The organism is Allobosea sp. LjRoot9, assembly GCF_964252745.1.
Classification (GTDB): Bacteria; Pseudomonadota; Alphaproteobacteria; order Rhizobiales; family Beijerinckiaceae; genus Allobosea.
This window is the reverse complement of record NZ_CAXUPC020000012.1, coordinates 1-16,242: the sequence shown is the minus strand read 5'-3', so window position 1 is coordinate 16,242 and position 16,242 is coordinate 1. Positions and strand designations below refer to the sequence as shown.

The following is a 16,242-nucleotide window of genomic DNA, read 5'->3' as shown; positions in this document are numbered from 1 at the left end:
AACCTTAGAAGGCGCGCATTGAACGAAGCGTTAAGGTTGAGGCCTTGCTCACATCTCCACGTCGGTTAAAGCTCTGAGCATGTCTCTGTTTGCAATCTATACTCGCGTGCTCGGCGAGCTCGGCCCCGAAAAGCGGCTCGGCTTGATCCTGGCGCTCGCTAATATCCTGCTCGCAGCTGCGGCTTTCGCCGAGCCGATGCTGTTTGGCGCGCTGATCGACAAGCTCTCGGCCGTGCAGGGCGCCGGCCAGCGTCTCGCCTGGAGCGATCTCAACGCCTTGATCCTGGCCTGGGTCGGCTTCGGCCTGTTCACCATCGCGGCCAGCGTTTTCGTCTCGCTGCATTCCGACCGGCTCGCCCATCGCCGCCGGCTCGCCGTGATGGCGAACTACTTCGAGCACGCGCTGACACTGCCGCTCGCCTACCACACCCAGACCCATTCCGGCCGCGTGCTCAAGGTGATGCTCGACGGCACCAGCGGCATGTGGGCGCTCTGGCTGTCCTTCTTTCGCGAGCATTGCGCCAGCCTCGTCGCGCTCTTCATCCTGCTGCCCTTCACGCTGTGGAAGAACTGGCAGCTCGGCCTGCTGCTGATATCGCTCGTCGTGCTCTTCGGCGCGCTGACCGCCTATGTGCTGCGCAAGACCGACAAATTGCAGAGCAATGTCGAGGCCTATCACTCAAACCTCGCTGAACGCGCCTCGGACGCGCTCGGCAATGTACCGGTGATCCAGAGCTTCACCCGCATCGAGGCCGAGGTCCGCGGCCTGCGCTCGACCATCGCGAGCCTGCTGGAAGCCCAGCTCCCGGTCCTGTCCTGGTGGGCCATCGCGACAGTGGCGACGCGTGCCTCGGCGACGCTGACCGTGCTCGCGATCTTCGTCGTCGGCGCCTGGCTCCTGATGCAGGGACTGACGACCGTCGGCGAGATCGTCACCTTCATGGGCTTCGCCACCATGCTGGTCGGCCGGCTCGAGCAGATCGTCGCCTTCGTGAACTTCATCTTCATGCAGGCACCGAAGATGCGCGAATTCTTCGAGGTGCTGGACACGCTGCCCGCCGTGCGCGACCTGCCCAGCGCCAAGGATGCCGGGCGCTTGTCGGGCGCGGTCGCCTTCGAGGACGTGTCTTTCTCCTATGACGGCAAGCGCGCCGCCGTGCAGGACGTCTCCTTTGCAGTGAAGCCGGGCGAGACCATCGCCATCGTCGGCTCGACCGGCTCGGGCAAATCGACCACGCTCGGCCTGCTGCACAGGGCCTTCGACCCGCAATCGGGCTGCATCACCGTCGATGGTCTCGACATCCGCGACATCTCGCTTCTGTCGCTGCGCCGCAATATCGGGGTCGTCTTCCAGGAGCCGATGCTGTTCGCACGCTCGATCCGCGAGAACCTCACCGTCGGCAAGCCCGACGCGACCGACGCCGAGATGATGGAGGCGCTCGACCGCGCCCAGGCAACCGAAGTGATGGCGCGCCAGACCGACGGGCTCGACACCCTCGTCGGCGAGCGCGGGCGGACCCTCTCGGGCGGCGAGCGTCAGCGCCTCTCGATCGCGCGCGCCTTGCTCAAGAACCCACCGATCCTGATTCTCGACGAGGCGACCTCAGCACTCGACGCCGCCACCGAGGTCAAGCTGCAGAAGGCGCTGGAAGAGGTGATGAAGGGGCGCACAACCTTCGTCATCGCCCACCGCCTCGCGACCATCCGCAATGCCGACCGCATCCTGGTCTTCGAGCAGGGCCAGGTTATCGAGATGGGCTCCTTCGAGGAGCTCGTCGCCAAGGGCGGACGTTTCGCCGCGCTGGCGCGGGCCCAATATCTCGTCGCCGATAAGCCGGCCGCAAGCCTGCTGGAGGAGACTACGAGCCCGCTGGCCGCCAAGATCACATTCGATTGAGGCGAACGCCTCGCCTCGATCTTGCATCGTTCTCGGTGCAGCAAACAGGCGAGCAAAACGCCATCCTAATGCGGTAAGCTGAGGCAGGTTGCCCTAGAGCAGGATGCGAAAAAGTGGGAACCGGTTTTTCGCATTGATCCTGCTCTAACTCCTTGATGAGAGCCGGATGATTTCAGACGGAGACACTTTGTGACTCCGTCTGAAATCATCCGGCTCTAGCGGCCAGTTTTCGCACGCCCTTTTCAAACCAATCATTTCGGGACGGCCTCTTGAACACCATGATCCTCCGCCTCGCCTGTGCCTGGGCAACCGTTGCCGCTTTCCTGCTCTTCGGAGGCGGCCTGCTCGGCCAGCTCGGCGCGCCGCTGGCGTCTGCAGCGATCTTCCTGTGGCTGCTGGGGATCATCATCTGGGCGGCGTTCGGTGTGGTTCACGAGGCGGAGATCCTGGCCGGTCGGCTCGGCGAGCCTTTCGGGACGCTGATCCTGACGCTCTCGATCGTGATCATCGAGGTGGCGCTGATCTCGGCTGTGATGCTTGGAGCCAAGGGCGCGCCGACGCTGGGGCGCGACACCATGTTCGCGGTGCTGATGATCGTGCTCAACGGTGTGGTCGGCATCGGCCTGCTGGTGGGCGGCCGACGCCATTTCGCGCAGAGCTACAATCTGAAAGGCGCATCTTCTTATCTCGCGGTGATCATTCCCCTGACCGTGATCCCGCTTGTGCTGCCGAATTTCACGACATCGACCAGCAACGGCACGCTGACGACGCTGCAATCGGTCTCTTTCTCGCTGTTCACCATCGCGCTCTACGGCGCCTTCCTCGTGCTCCAGACCGGGCGCCACCGCTCCTTTTTCCAGGAGCCGACGCGCGAGCAGGCGCCGCTGCCTCGTACCGCCATACCCGGCGATGACGAGCCCAGCGAGAACGACCACGGCCATGACGATCCAGGCGGCGCGACCGCGACGCATGTCGTCCTGCTGCTCGCCAACATCCTGCCGATCGTCATCCTGGCGAAGAGCCTCGCGGCGGTGCTGGATTTCGGCATCATCAAACTCGGTGCTCCCGTCGCGCTCGGCGGTATCCTGATCGCCATGGTGGTGTTCACGCCGGAATGCATCGCGGCGCTGCGGGCGATCAGTGCCAACCAGCTCCAGCGCGCGATCAATCTGTGCCTCGGCGCGGCGGCCTCGACGCTCGGCCTGACCGTGCCGGCCGTGCTCGCGATCGGCCTGTTGACGGGACAGGAGGTCGTGCTCGGCTTGTCAGGAACCAATATGGTCATCCTGGCGATGACGCTGCTGCTCTCGACGCTGACCTTCACCGGTACGCGCACGACGATGCTGGAGGGCGCGGTGCATCTCGCGGTGTTCTTCGTGTTTTTAGTGCTGGTGTTCAGCCCGTAAGCAGCTCCGCGATGACCTGAGAGGTAATCGACCCTGTGCCCGCGACACGGCAACGTCGCCGGTAGAGACCGGCCGTTCCGGCCCGGACAGGGAGACGACCATGACAGCCTACGCCATCTGCCATCTGCGCAATGTCGAACTGGGAGCCGACATCGTCGACTATATCCAGAGGATCGACGCGACGCTTGCGCCTTTCAGCGGACATTTCCTCATTCACGGCGCCACGCCGGAGATCGTCGAAGGGCCTTGGCCGGGCGATCTCGTCATGATCGCTTTTCCCGACATGGAGGCAGCGCGCGGCTGGTACGCTTCGCCCGCCTACCGGGAAATCCTGCCGTTGCGGACGAGGAATTCGACAAGCGTCACCATGTTGGTCGATGGTGTGCCCGAGGGCTACAAGGCGACGCAGGTGCTGGCCAAGCTCAGCTGAACCGACCGCTCAGGCCGCCTTGCCGTTCACCGAGAGCTCGGTCTCGATGAACGCCTTGACCTCCGCGGCCGCAACGCCCGGCGCGATGAAGCTTTTGCCGATGCCATGCGCCAGGATGAAGGTCATGGCGCCGCGCTTGACCTTCTTGTCCTGCGCCATCGCCGCCACGATCTCGTCGGCGTGGCCTGCTCCGCCCGGCACCTGCTGGAGCCGGCTCGGGAGCCCGACCTGGTCGAGATGGCGCGCGACGCGGACCGCGTCCTGGCCCGAGCACAGCCCCAGGCGCTGCGAGAAGCGGAAGGCGAGCGCTAGCCCGATCGCGACCGCCTCGCCATGGACGAGACGCGTCGAATCGTAATTCGTCAGCCGCTCCAGCGCATGCGCGAAGGTATGGCCGAGATTGAGCAGCGCCCGGTCCCCCTCCTCGCGCTCGTCACGCGCGACGATCGCGGCCTTGGCCCGACAGGCGACCGCGACCGCGTGGTCGCGCTCGGGCCCGCCGGTGATGATCCGGCTCCAATTGATCTCGCACCAGTCGAAGAAGCCGGCGTCGTCGATCAGCCCGTATTTCACCACCTCGGCATAGCCGGCCTTGAACTCGCGCTCGCTCAGCGTGTCGAGCAATGCGGTGTCGGCGATGACCAGCGCGGGCTGGTGGAAGGCGCCGATCAGGTTCTTGCCATGGGTAGAGTTGATCCCGGTCTTGCCGCCGACGGAGGAATCGACCTGGGCCAGCAGGCTCGTCGGAATCTGGATGAAGCGCACGCCGCGCCGCAGCACCGCAGCCGCAAAGCCGGTGAGATCGCCGACGACGCCGCCGCCAAGCGCGATGACGAGATCCTGGCGCTCGATCTTGGCCGCCAGCAGCGCGTCGCAGAGCTCGATCAGCCTGGCATAGGATTTCGAGGCTTCGCCCGGCGGAATCACGATGCGGGTCGCCGCGATCCCCTCCTGGTGCAGGCAGGCCTCGAAGGCCGGGGCATGCAATGCCGCGACATGCGCGTCGGTCACTAGCGCAGCCTTCGCGCCTGGCGCAAGCCGCGCGATCAGGGCCGCCGCCTCGCAAAGCTGGTGGCGGCCGATATGGATATCGTAGGAGCGGCCTTCGAGCGCGACCGGGACGATGATCCGCCCGCCCGGATTTTCTTGAGCTGGAATAGTCATGACTCTTGCGACCCACAAGATTCTTGCGACCCAGATGGCGGCTGCCGCAGATGCTGACCGAGCGCCGCGACGACATCCTCGACCACGACGTCAAGGGGATCGTCGCGCGAGATCAAGGTGAGGTCGGCCATCGCATAGACCGGCTCGCGCTCGGTCAGCATCCGGCGCAGCGTCGCATCGGGATCGGCGGTCTGCAGCAGCGGCCGGTTCGAGCGCTTGCGGACGCGCCGCATCAGCACCTCGGGCTCGGCCTTGAGCCAGACAGAGATGCCGAGCAGGCCGATGCGCTCGCGCGTCTCGGCATTCATATAGGCGCCACCACCCGTCGCCAGCACCAGTGGCGCGCGCGTGGTCAGGATGCGGCCGATCACCCGCCGCTCGCCGTCGCGGAACTCGGTTTCGCCGCGCTGGGCGAAGATTTCGGGGATGCTCATGCCCGCCGCCGTTTCGATCTCGGTATCGGCATCGACGAAGGGCAAACCAAGCCGGGTCGCCAGCTTGCGGCCGACCGCGCTCTTGCCCGAGCCCATCATGCCGACGAGCACGATCGCGCGCTGGCCCAATGCCGCACGCAAATCTTCGCGATCCACACGTAGACCCCTGCTATCTCGTTGGTCGAGCGTCTCGACAATCATCATTATGGCATTTCCTCAACGCCCGTTTAGCATGAGCGATCACGCGCCGTCATGCCCTCACGAAGCCTTGCCTTCCCCGCAGTCTCGCGCCGGCCCTTGCGCCTTCCCGGCCGCTTCGGGAATAACCGATCAGTCCCGATTCCGGGCCAGAACTTCTGGGGGTCGCCACACCGTGCCGACGCTGTTCAGATTTGTCGCCTTTCTCGCCATTCTCGGCGGGCTGGTCTTCGGCGGCATGGTCGCGCTGGTGACCTTCGTCCAGCCCGAACCGCGCGAGATCATCGAGATCGTGCCGCCAGCCAAGCTGCAACCGCGATGAGCCGCGAGGCGCGCGCAAGGCTGAAGGCCTTCCTCGACATGCTGGCGGCCGAGCGCGGCGCGGCCCGCAATACGCTGGAAGCCTATGAGCGCGACATCGACGACTACTTGGAATGGCTCGGCGGCAAGGCGCTCGGCGATCTTGCGGCGGACGATATCCGCGGCTGGCTCGGCGACATCGCCGCGCGCGGCCTCAAGGCGTCCTCGGCTGCGCGCAAGCTCTCGGCGGTGCGCCAGTTCCATCGCTTTCTCTACACCGAGGGGCTCCTGCCCAACGACCCTTCGGCCGCCATTGAGGGCCCAAGGCAGGGCCGTCCCCTACCCAAAGTGGTCTCCGTCGCCGATGTCGACCGGCTGATCGAAACCGCGCGCCTGGCGAGCGAGCGCGACGGCTTGTCGAAGCCCGCCCGGCTGAAGGCGCTGCGCATGCGCTGCCTGATCGAATTGCTCTACGCCACGGGCCTGCGCGTCTCGGAACTGATCGCATTGCCGCTCTCGGCTGCGACCACGCGCGAACGCTTCCTGGTGGTGCGCGGCAAGGGCGACAAGGACCGGCTGGTGCCCTTGAACGAGGCCGCGCGCGAGGCGGGGCTCGCCTATCTCGAGGCACTGCGCCAGGCGGGCGGGGCCGACAGCCGCTGGCTCTTTCCCTCCGATGGCGAAAGCGGGCACCTGACCCGTCAGGCCTTCGCCCGCGACCTCAAATCGCTGACTGCGGCGGCAGGACTTTCACCCGCCGCCTTGAGCCCGCATGTGCTGCGCCACGCCTTCGCCAGCCACCTCCTGCAGAACGGCGCTGATCTGCGCGTCGTGCAGGAACTGCTCGGCCATGCCGATATCGCCACCACCCAGATCTACACCCATGTCCTCGACGAGCGGCTGAAAAGCATGGTCCGCGACCTGCACCCGCTCGCCGACGAGAGCTAGTGTCAAATCTCACGAAGTTTGAGCCTGGCCGAGTTGAAGCGTCAGCGGCTTGGCGGTGCGCTCGAGCCACGCACGACCAGCTCGGGCTGGGTCACGATCTGCGTGATCGCGTCTCGGGCGCCGGTGATGATGTCGAGCAATAGCTGGCCGGTGCGCTCGCCCATCTCGCGATGGCTGATGCGGATCGTCGAGAGTGAAGGGCTCACCATGTCGACGAGGGGCATGTCGTTGTGACCGATTACCGAGACGTCATCCGGACAGCGCCGGCCCTGTTCGCGCAGCATCTCGTAGACGCCTAGCGCCAGCAGGTCGTTGGCTGCAACGACGGCCGTCGTGTCCGGGCGCCGTTTCAGGAGCTCGCGGGCGGCCGGCAGTCCGGCTTCACGGGTGAAGGCCGTTGCTTCCACGATGGCGTCGCTGCCAACCGGGAGACCGGCGGCTGCCATCGCCTCGATGAAGCCGCGACGGCGCAGCGAGCCGGTCGAGAGCGATTGCGGGCCCGCGACATGGACGATGGCGCGGTGGCCGAGCCCAACCAGATGCTCGACGGCGAGCCGCATGCCGGCAATATCGTCGGAGACAACAGAGGGGACGCGCGCGGCGGTCTCGGCGCGGTTGACCAGCACCACTGGCACCTGCCAGCGCAGGCACCGCTCGACGGCATCGTCCTTGAGCGAAACATTGGCGAGGACGAGTCCGTCGACGCGGCGGGCGACCAGCATCTGCAGGATATCGGGCTGGATGGGCCCGTCCGGCGGCTGGTCGACGACGATCAGGGCGTAGCCACGCGCGGCCAGCACCCGCTCAAGCCCGCTGATGATCGGCGAGAATACCGGGTTGGCGATGTCGGGAACGATGATGCCGACGAGATGGGAGCGCCCGCTACGCAGGCTGGCCGCCGCCGTATCGGGCCGGTATCCGAGCCGCTCCGCCGCCTCGAGGACACGCTGCACGATCGATGGGCCGAGCCGGTCGCGCTGAGACGGATCGAGCGCGCGCGACACCGTCGAGGGGTGAACACCGACCTCGCGCGCCACGTCCTTGATTGTCGCCAACCCCGCCATATCCCGCTTGTAGCCGGTGCGCTTGACGGCGGCAATCGCGCTGACTATGCATGCGCAATCGATTGTGCAATCGGTTGCGCATGCATAGTCAGCGCGATGGGATGGCCAGCCCCTTCACGAGGAAGCCGGAGCCGGCGGTCGTTACGGTGGAGTAGAGGCTCGATGATCATTGCGCGTCAGGAGGATGTGACCGAGGCGGTGCTCGTCGCCATGGACGGAGCCGAAGATGCACGTCTGCGCACTGTCATGGCCGCCTTCATCCGCCATCTGCACGCCTTCGCACGTGAGGTTCGGCTGACCGAGGCCGAATTCGAATATGCGATCGACATGCTCAACCGCATCGGCCAGGCCACGAACGACAGCCACAACGAGGGCGTTCTGTTTTCGGACGCGCTCGGCCTGTCGACGCTGGTCTGCCTGCTGAACAACGGCCAGAACGGCGCGACCGAAACGGCCGCGGCCTTACTCGGCCCGTTCTGGCGGGCGAATGCGCCGCTGACAGAGAATAGCGGCTCTATCATTCGTTCGCCGACGCCGGGTCCACCGCTCTTCGTCGATTGCCGGATCAGCGATGCGCATGGCCTGCCGCTCGCGGGTGTGCAGGTTGATGTCTGGCAGGCCTCGCCCGCCGGCATGTACGAGAACCAGGACGAGACCCAGGCCGATATGAACCTGCGCGGCGTCTTCGAGACCGACGCGGAGGGGTGCTTCGCCTTCCGCTCCGTCAAGCCTGCCGGCTATCCCGTACCGACCCATGGGCCGACCGGCGAGATGCTGGCCGCGCAGAAGCGCCATCCCTATCGCCCGGCGCATCTGCATGTGCTGGCCTTCAAGCCCGGCTTCAAGACGCTGATAACTCAGGTCTTCGTCGACGACGACGAGCATCTCGAAAGCGACGTCGTCTTCGGCGTGACGCGGGCGCTGATCGGCGATTTCCGCAAGGGAGAGGGGCCGGCGCCGGCTGCCGATGTCGCGGGCGAGTGGTTCAGCCTCGCCTACACCTTCGTGATGGAGCCGGGCGAAGCCGTGCTGCCGCAGCCTCCGATCAAGTGAGTCAGGACCGATGACGCAAATTCTCTCCGGCAAAGTCGCGGTGGTCATCGGCGGATCGGGCGGCATCGGCGCGGCGGCGGCCAGGGCGCTCGCGGCCGAGGGCGCGACGCTGGTCGTGACCTGGCGCTCCGACGAGGCCGCGGCGAGGACCGTCATCGCCGGCCTCCCGGGCTCCGGCCACATGGCGCGACACTCTGCCGTCGAGGACAGCGCGACACTGGTCGCGCTCGCGGCTGATGTCGGGGGCACGCTCGGGCGCTGCGACATCCTCGTCAACAGCGCCGGCTACACGAAGCCGATTCCGATTGCCGATCTCGACGCGCTGACCGACGACTTCATCGACGACATGTTCAGGGTGAACTGGCGCGGCCAGTTCGCCGCGATCCGCGCCTTCGCGCCGCTGCTCAAGGCATCCGGCGACGGGCTCGTGGTCAACGTCTCCTCGATCGCGGGGCTGAATGGCGTCGGCTCCAACCTCGCCTATGCCGCGATCAAGGCCGGCATCGACACGATGACGAAGTCGCTGGCGCGAGCGCTGGCCCCTGCGATCCGGATGATGTCGGTTTCGCCGGGCGTCGTCGCGACCGATTTCGTGCCGGGTCGCGATGCCGCGGCCCTGGAGAAGGTTGCCTCGACAATACCGCTGAGGCGCGTTGCGACCGCCGAAGACGTCGCGCGCGCCATCGCGGCCTGCGCGACGCATCTGACCTATTCGACCGGTTCGATCCTGATCGTCGACGGCGGCAGGGCGTTGTGAGGCGATGACGATGCGCGCCATGCTCGACAAGGTCGTCATCACCTGCGCGGTTACCGGCAACCTGACGCGTCCGGACCAGACCCCGCATCTGCCGGTCACGCCCGAGGAGATCGCCGACGCTTGCCTGGGGGCGGCGGAGGCAGGGGCAGCGGTCGCCCACATCCACGTCCGCGAACCCGGCTCCGGCGCGCCGTCGATGAAACTGGAGTACTATCAGGACGTCGTCGCACGCATCCGAGCGCGCAACCGCGCGCTGATCTTGAACATCACCACCGGTCCGGGCGGGCGCTTCGTGCCCTCACCGGACGATCCCAAGATCGCGGCCCCCGGCACGACGCTGATGAATCCTGAGCAGCGCGTCGCCCATATCGCGGCGCTGAGGCCCGACATCTGCACGCTCGACCTCAACACGATGAATTCGGGCGGGCAGGTCGTCATCAACACGCCCGGCAATGTCCGGCGCATGGCCAAGGTCATCCGCGAGGCCGGCGTGAAACCCGAGATCGAACTGTTCGACTCCGGCGACATCGCCCTGCTGCATGATCTGCTGGCCGACGGCACCCTGACGGGGCCGGCGCTCACCTCCTTCGTGATGGGCGTGAAATACGGCTTCCAGCCCTCGCCCGAGACCGTGCTCTACGCGCGCGGCCTGCTGCCGGCCGGCGCCCATTTCACCGCGATCGGGATCGGCCGCTCGACCTTTCCGATGGTCGCCCAGTCGGTGCTGGCCGGTGGTCATGCCCGTACCGGGCTCGAGGACGCTGTCTACATCGACCGCGGCACGCTCGCGCCTTCCAACGCCGCAATGGTCGAAAAGGCGCGATTGATCATCGAACAACTCGGCGCCCAGATCGCGACGCCGGCACAGGCGCGGGCGCTCTTCGACCTTCCATTGGCCGGGTCCGAGCCGGGACGGACGCCCGCATGACCCGCAGGCAAACGAGAGATTGGGAATGAACGCACCGGCGAAGATGACCTCGATCATGGCGACGACGGTCCGGCTGCTGGCCAAGGCCGATGGGATCGAGGAGGTTGCGCCTGTGATCGAGCGGCGCGCGCTGGCTCCAGCGCACGCCGGCGACGCGATCGTCGAGATCAGGGCGGCGGCTGTGAACCCGTCCGACGCCAAGGCCGCGATCGGGATGATGCCCTATGCCATCTTCCCGCGCACACCGGGGCGTGATTTCGCGGGCATCGTCGTTGACGGGCCCGCCGCTCTGATCGGCAAGGAGGTGTTCGGTTCCTCCGGTGACCTCGGCATCCGGCGCGACGGCACTCACGCGTCCCATCTCGTGGTCGAGGTGGAAGCGTTGATCGAGAAGCCGGCCGGCATCACCCTAGCCGAGGCGGCCGGCATCGGTGTTCCCTTCGTCACCGCGCAGGAGGGCTTTCGCCGTTGCGGAATGCCAAAACCCGGCGAGACGGTCCTGATTCTTGGATTGAACGGGAAGGTCGGTCAGGCGGCGGCGCAGATCGCCTCCTGGCAGGGCGCTCGCGTCATGGGCGTGGTCCGCAAGGATGAACCCTATGCCGGCCATGCCCAGGGCGCCGTCACGGTGATCAATTCAAGTCGGGAGGACGTCGCCGCGACGGTCCGCGAACTCACCGGCGGCAAGGGCGCCGACATCGTCTACAACACAGTCGGCGAGCCCTACTACGAGGGCGGCACGAAAGCGCTCGCGATCCTCGGCCGGCAGATTTTCATCGCCGCCCTGAAGCAGACGGTCCCGTTCGACATCTTCGCCTTCTATCGCGGCCGGCACACTTATGTCGGCGTCGACACCCTCTCCCTGTCCTCGGTCGCCACGGCCGACATCCTACGCGACCTTGTTCCGGGCTTCGCCACCGGCGCGCTGCGACCGTTCCCGATCCCTCCCGGCGCGACCTATCCGCTTGAGCGCGCTCGTGACGCCTATATCGCGGTACTTGGTTCCTCGCGCGACCGCCTCGTCCTCCTGCCGAACGGATGATCGCCATGCACGTCGTGCGACTGAACGATGCCCCGCGCTACGAGGCGCCTGGCCACAGCGACATGCGGATGTTCCGGCTGCAGGGCCGCGAGGCCGGGCCGGCCGACGTGATGTGGCTGGGAATGAGCCAAATCCTGCCGGGCGGTGGTATCGCCCCTTCGGCCTCTCCGGAGGAGAAATTCTACCTCGTGCTCGAGGGCGAAGTGACCTTCGAGACGCCGGACGGTGTCGTCATGCTCGGGGTCTGGGATTCCTGTCGCATCGCCCCCAACGAAACGCGCGCCTTGCGCAACGAGGCCAAACGTCCGGCCACGGTTCTGCTCGCCATGCCGCTGCCCAACACCGCCAGAGGCTGAAGGCCCGGCTTGTCCACATGGAGGAACGTCGATGGATCGCCGTCAGTTCATCATCCGAGCCGGCCTTGCTGCCGGTACGGCGCTTGGCGCCCGCAGCGCCTTCGCCCAGAGCTATCCCCATCAACTGGTGCGGCTCGTGGTGCCATTTTCAGCGGGCAGCATGACCGACATTCTCGCGCGCGCGGTCGCCGAGAGGCTTTCGCCGAAATGGAAGCAACAGGTGATCGTCGAGAACAGGCCGGGTATCGCCGGGACCAGCAGCGTCTCGCGCGGCCCGGCCGATGGTTCGCAACTCCTGCTGACTTCGAACGGTCACAGCGTCATCGGCGTCGTCAACAAGAATGTCGGCTTCGACCCGGTCAAGGATTTCGCCGGGATCGGCCGGGTCGCGACCACGCCCTTGCTCCTGATCGTGCCACCCAATGCACCCTTCAGGACATTGGCCGAGTTCATCGCGACCGCCAGGGCAAAGCCCGGCGATCTGAGCTACGGCTCGGCCGGCCTCGGAAGTACGACGGGAATCGCCGCCGAACTGTTCAAGCAACTGACCAACACACAGATGGTGCTGGTGCCGCATCGCGGCCAGCCGGAATCGCAGATCAGCGTAATGCGCGGCGATACCTCCATGGCCTTCACCTTCTTCACTGTCGGCGGCGACCTGATCCAGTCCGGCCAGCTGCGCGCGCTGGCCGTCACAGGGGGCTCGCGCCTCCCGCAACTCCCGGATGTGCCGACCTTCGCGGAGGCAGGGCTGCCGAGCTTCGTCTACGATAGCTGGTTCGGACTGCTCGCACCCGCGGCCTTGTCGCGCCCAATCATCGGCCAGATCGGCAGGGACGTCACCGAGGTCATGGCCGATCCCGCAACCGTCGGGCGCTTCGCGGCGCTAGGCGTCGAGATCACGACCTCGACGCCCGACGCCTTCGATACGGAACTGCGCGGCGATGCCGAGCGCTATGGCAAGCTCGTCGCGACCGCCGGCGGCTGAGCCGCTCGCGGCCTGCAAGGTGCCGGCGAGCAGGGAGACGCGTGGACGTAAGCCTGGCGGGACGATCGTGCCCACGGACAGCAGGGTCAACGAAAGCCAGGGAGAACGCCAATGACAACGGAATGGGGCTTCACACGCCGTGCCGCTCTCGCCGCTGGAGCCGCCATGCTCGGCTGCGCCGGCGCGCGGGCGCAGGACGCAAGACCGATCAGCCTCGTCGCCTTCGCCGGCGCATCGAACTGGCCGATCTGGATCGGCCAGCAGAAGGGCTTCTTCGCGGCAGAGAGGCTCCAGGCGTCACTCGAGATCACGCCGAACTCGCGCCAGATGGCCGCGGACGTCTTCAGCGGCAAGTTCGACGTCGCCCTGACCGCGATCGACAACGTCGTCGCCTATGTCGAGGACCAGGGCGAGGCGCAGTTGCCGGGGCCCGCGGATTTCGTGGCCTTCATGGGCGTCGATGACGGCATGCTCTCGCTGATGGCGGTGCCGGGTACAAAATCCGTCAACGACCTCAAGGGCAAGGAGCTGTCGGTCGACGCGCTGACGACGGGGTTCGCCTTCGTGCTGCGCGACGCCTTGATGAAATCGGGCATCGGAGCCGACGAGGTCAGGTTCGTCGCCGTCGGCGGCGGAGCCCAGCGGCTGGCGGCACTGCGCGAACAGAAACAGACCGCCACCCTGCTCAATTCGCCGCTCGACCTGATCGCAGAGAGCGCCGGCTCGGTGCGGCTGGCCGAGATGCACGCGCTGATCGGCCCCTATCAGGGCATTTGCGGCATGGCGCGCCGCGCCTGGCTCGCCGAAAACCGCGGCACGGCCAAGGCCTTCTTGCGCGCCTTTCACGCCTCGGTGACCTGGCTCGTCGACCCGGCAAGCAAGGACGAGGCGATCGCCATTCTGCGCGAGCGCGTACAAGGCACGTCGCCTGAGCTGGCGCAGAGAATCCATGCCCGGCTCACCCATCCCGAGCGCGGCATCAAGCGCGACGCGGCGATCGACATCGAGGGGCTGCGCACGGTCCTGCGCCTCCGCTCGGCCTACGCGGCCGCCGGGAGAACCCTCAGCGATCCGTCACGTTACCTCGATTCAGCCCTGCTCGGCGAAGCCCTCGCTCGACGCTAGTGCGGCTCACCGTTTCACCGTGGACGTGCCGATAGTCTCGTCGCGTTCGGTATCGGATCGTGTCTCGAAATTGTCGTGAAAGCAAAATGTCAGTCAGGTCTACGGGCAAATGCTTGAGAGGCAAAGCGAGATAATCTTGGATCTTGATTGCTGGCGATCATACTTTTGCGGACAAGCGGTCGTTTCAAAATCGAGCCGCGCTAAGGGAGCGACCGAATGTCAAAAGCAGTCTCAAAACAGCCGACCCGCATCGCGATGTGACCTGTGCGCCTTCGGAAGGGCGATATGGCGCGCTGCCCCCGCAATGGCTGAAAGATATAGTGCAGGTCGGCACGGCGTTACCTTGCAGAAACGAAGGCGTTGGGACCGCTCAGCGGCCCGGCGCGATCGGGCGCGCCTAAGAGCTCGTACGCCGCGGAATGAAGCTTGCGAAGCAACGGCCCATAAATAGCAGCCATAGACGGGCTTAGTCTTCCAGCCCCTCAGCGCTCCACACGCCGCGGCGGCATCGGCCTTCTGCGGACGGGTCTGGGTTCGGTTCCGATTTGAACGAGACAGCGGCACGCCTGCGGCGAGGGGCGTCCATGCTCCTAGCCATGCTCGCTCAAGGAAGGTCAGTTATGATCGTGGAAAGATTACGCTTCGCCGGTCTTTTTGTGATTTCTGCCGCTGTCTTATCAAGCGTGAGCGCGTTCGATGCGTACGCCCAGTCGGATTCACACGCAGATCGGTGGTCGCAGTGGCAGGCGAAAACACATCTTGTCATCTCAGCCGGGCGAGCAAACTTTCCGAGAATTGCCGCCTGGATGCTGAATACCGTCAACGATCAGTTTCCCGATGCCGAGTTTTCCGGTGAAGTCCTCTTCACCGGCAGCGGCTACGGCATAGAACTCAAGAATCTTCAGCGGGGAATAGCGCAGGTCGCCATCACGACGCCATCGGCCACTCCCTATATGAGCTACCACGGCGTCGGAGTGTTCAAGCAAGCTAATCCAAATGTTCGCGGACTCTTCAGAATTGGCCAACGCGACCCGATCACATTCGCCGTACCGGCGGAATGGGGTGTGAATTCTGTCGAAGAACTGATCAAACGCAAAATTCCGCTCAAGATCGCCACCGGACATCAAGACGATGATGATACCACCGGCTTCCTCTTCGAGGAGGTGATGAAGGCCTACGGTGTCTCGCTTGCCGAGATGCGGTCATGGGGGGCCAAGATCGAGCCCTACGCATGGGCCGGCCCGGCGCTGCGGGGCATGCTGGCCGGAAAGGCGGATTCGATCTTTCACGAGGCCACTGTAATCGCCAACCCACTGTGGAAGCGCCTCAATGAACAGAAGCCCATGCGGGTTCTTTCGATCAGGCAGGACGTTATCGATGCAATGGCCAAGTTCGGCTTTCGGAAATACGACAAGATCATTGCGAAAGGCTCCTATCCCGGCGTGATCGATGATGTCGTGACCATCGATTATTCGGATTGGGTCATCGTCGGGGACGCCGCCATGTCTGACGATCTCGCCTACAAGATCGTCAAGGGAGCGGCCGAGAACGCCGCTGCTTTTAACCGACAAGACCCGTCCATCAAGCCTGAGGAATCGGGAGAATTGGGCAATCTCAATGCCGATCCGAAGCTCATGTGGAAGAATATCGGCGTGCCACTCCACCCCGGCGCGGAGCGATACTACAAAGAAAAAGGGCTAATGCCCTGACGCTTGCGTGACTTGGCATCCCTTTCGGCTGTCGCTGGAGGGATGCTGGTCACGAGCGCGAGATCAGGACGTCGGGATCCGGGCGAGCCGTTCGCGGCCGATCCGGCTCCGGAACAAGCGTCCCCGAGTCCCGAACGGCTTGGCAGGCAGAGCCTTTTTGTCTTGGACCGGGCCTTCGCCGCGCGGTCTACTCCCCGCCATGAAAAAAGCCGGCCTTCGGCCGAGCTTCGGGAGGAAACAATGCCGCTGATCCGTATCGAGCCGGTCGAGGACCGCCTGACGGGGCGCTATGCGATCGAGATCTACTATCCAGCCGATGCCGAGCGGCCGCTCGTGACCACGGCGCCGCGTTACAAGAGCGCGGCTGCTGCCGAGCAGGACACGATTGCGATCCTGTCGGCGGCTGCAAACAATCCGCCGCCCGAGGAGCCGGCTAACCGGCG

The 16,242-nt window shown here is 65.5% G+C and carries 17 protein-coding genes; 14 read left to right on the top strand and 3 right to left on the bottom strand.

All coding sequences use genetic code 11. The features are described 5' to 3' along the window. The first annotated feature begins 79 nt into the window (after positions 1-79). The 3 genes from ACSQ3P_RS28560 (at position 80) to ACSQ3P_RS28550 (ending at position 3,733) form a co-directional block, all read left to right on the top strand. Positions 80-1,897, top strand: a complete 1,818-nt coding sequence (locus ACSQ3P_RS28560; RefSeq protein WP_436168826.1) for a glucan ABC transporter ATP-binding protein/ permease — start codon at positions 80-82, stop codon at positions 1,895-1,897. 278 nt (positions 1,898-2,175) lie between these two features. Next, the gene (locus ACSQ3P_RS28555; protein WP_436168975.1) at positions 2,176-3,303 is read left to right on the top strand and encodes a calcium:proton antiporter; all 1,128 of its coding nucleotides are present in this window, start codon (positions 2,176-2,178) and stop codon (positions 3,301-3,303) included. Positions 3,304-3,403: 100 nt separating this feature from the next. After that, positions 3,404-3,733, top strand: coding sequence for a DUF1330 domain-containing protein (locus tag ACSQ3P_RS28550; protein ID WP_436168825.1), 330 nt, complete (start codon positions 3,404-3,406; stop codon positions 3,731-3,733). Positions 3,734-3,742: 9 nt separating this feature from the next. Here the strand turns inward: ACSQ3P_RS28550 and aroB are convergent, their stop codons facing one another. Continuing rightward, positions 3,743-4,897, bottom strand: a complete 1,155-nt coding sequence (gene aroB, locus ACSQ3P_RS28545) for a 3-dehydroquinate synthase (protein ID WP_436168824.1) — start codon at positions 4,895-4,897, stop codon at positions 3,743-3,745. Further along, on the bottom strand, positions 4,894-5,430 hold the full coding sequence (locus ACSQ3P_RS28540) for a shikimate kinase (RefSeq protein ID WP_436168974.1): 537 nt from the start codon (positions 5,428-5,430) through the stop codon (positions 4,894-4,896). Before ACSQ3P_RS28540 ends, aroB begins: the two co-directional genes overlap by 4 nt. A gap of 274 nt (positions 5,431-5,704) precedes the next feature. On the opposite strand from ACSQ3P_RS28540, the gene ACSQ3P_RS28535 reads away from it, so the two are divergent. Together ACSQ3P_RS28535 and ACSQ3P_RS28530 are read left to right on the top strand one after the other, a co-directional pair. Continuing rightward, positions 5,705-5,851: a histidine kinase gene (locus tag ACSQ3P_RS28535; protein WP_069688612.1), complete on the top strand. Its 147-nt coding sequence runs from the start codon at positions 5,705-5,707 to the stop codon at positions 5,849-5,851. Beyond that, positions 5,848-6,777, top strand: a complete 930-nt coding sequence (locus ACSQ3P_RS28530; RefSeq protein ID WP_436168823.1) for a site-specific tyrosine recombinase XerD — start codon at positions 5,848-5,850, stop codon at positions 6,775-6,777. Before ACSQ3P_RS28535 ends, ACSQ3P_RS28530 begins: the two co-directional genes overlap by 4 nt. A 41-nt stretch (positions 6,778-6,818) precedes the next feature. Here ACSQ3P_RS28530 and ACSQ3P_RS28525 read toward each other — a convergent pair whose 3' ends face one another. Further along, positions 6,819-7,832 carry a LacI family DNA-binding transcriptional regulator gene (locus tag ACSQ3P_RS28525; RefSeq protein ID WP_436168822.1) on the bottom strand — a complete coding sequence of 338 codons (1,014 nt, stop codon included), beginning with the start codon at positions 7,830-7,832 and terminating at the stop codon, positions 6,819-6,821. A 171-nt stretch (positions 7,833-8,003) separates the two neighbouring features. On the opposite strand from ACSQ3P_RS28525, the gene ACSQ3P_RS28520 reads away from it, so the two are divergent. The 9 genes from ACSQ3P_RS28520 to ACSQ3P_RS28480 all read left to right on the top strand — a co-directional run. Then, entirely contained in the window at positions 8,004-8,894 is an 891-nt protein-coding gene (locus ACSQ3P_RS28520; protein WP_436168821.1) for a dioxygenase, read from the top strand. A 10-nt stretch (positions 8,895-8,904) separates the two neighbouring features. After that, a complete protein-coding gene (locus ACSQ3P_RS28515; RefSeq protein WP_436168820.1) occupies positions 8,905-9,651 on the top strand; it encodes an SDR family NAD(P)-dependent oxidoreductase in 747 nt (248 codons plus the stop codon). 19 nt (positions 9,652-9,670) lie between these two features. Then, entirely contained in the window at positions 9,671-10,579 is a 909-nt protein-coding gene (locus ACSQ3P_RS28510; protein WP_436168973.1) for a 3-keto-5-aminohexanoate cleavage protein, read from the top strand. Positions 10,580-10,604: 25 nt separating this feature from the next. Beyond that, positions 10,605-11,621 (top strand): quinone oxidoreductase family protein, encoded by a 1,017-nt coding sequence (locus tag ACSQ3P_RS28505; RefSeq protein WP_436168819.1) that lies wholly within the window; start codon positions 10,605-10,607, stop codon positions 11,619-11,621. Positions 11,622-11,626: 5 nt separating this feature from the next. Then, complete coding sequence (locus ACSQ3P_RS28500) at positions 11,627-11,977, top strand: cupin domain-containing protein (protein ID WP_069693706.1); 351 nt, start codon at positions 11,627-11,629, stop codon at positions 11,975-11,977. 31 nt (positions 11,978-12,008) lie between these two features. Continuing rightward, the gene (locus tag ACSQ3P_RS28495; protein WP_436168818.1) at positions 12,009-12,965 is read left to right on the top strand and encodes a Bug family tripartite tricarboxylate transporter substrate binding protein; all 957 of its coding nucleotides are present in this window, start codon (positions 12,009-12,011) and stop codon (positions 12,963-12,965) included. Between the two features lie 111 nt (positions 12,966-13,076). Further along, complete coding sequence (locus ACSQ3P_RS28490) at positions 13,077-14,090, top strand: ABC transporter substrate-binding protein (protein ID WP_436168817.1); 1,014 nt, start codon at positions 13,077-13,079, stop codon at positions 14,088-14,090. A 620-nt stretch (positions 14,091-14,710) separates the two neighbouring features. Then, a complete protein-coding gene (locus tag ACSQ3P_RS28485) occupies positions 14,711-15,799 on the top strand; it encodes a TAXI family TRAP transporter solute-binding subunit (RefSeq protein ID WP_436168816.1) in 1,089 nt (362 codons plus the stop codon). A 240-nt stretch (positions 15,800-16,039) separates the two neighbouring features. Next, positions 16,040-16,242 (top strand): hypothetical protein (locus ACSQ3P_RS28480; RefSeq protein ID WP_436168815.1); only part of this gene is annotated, 203 nt, incomplete at its 3' end.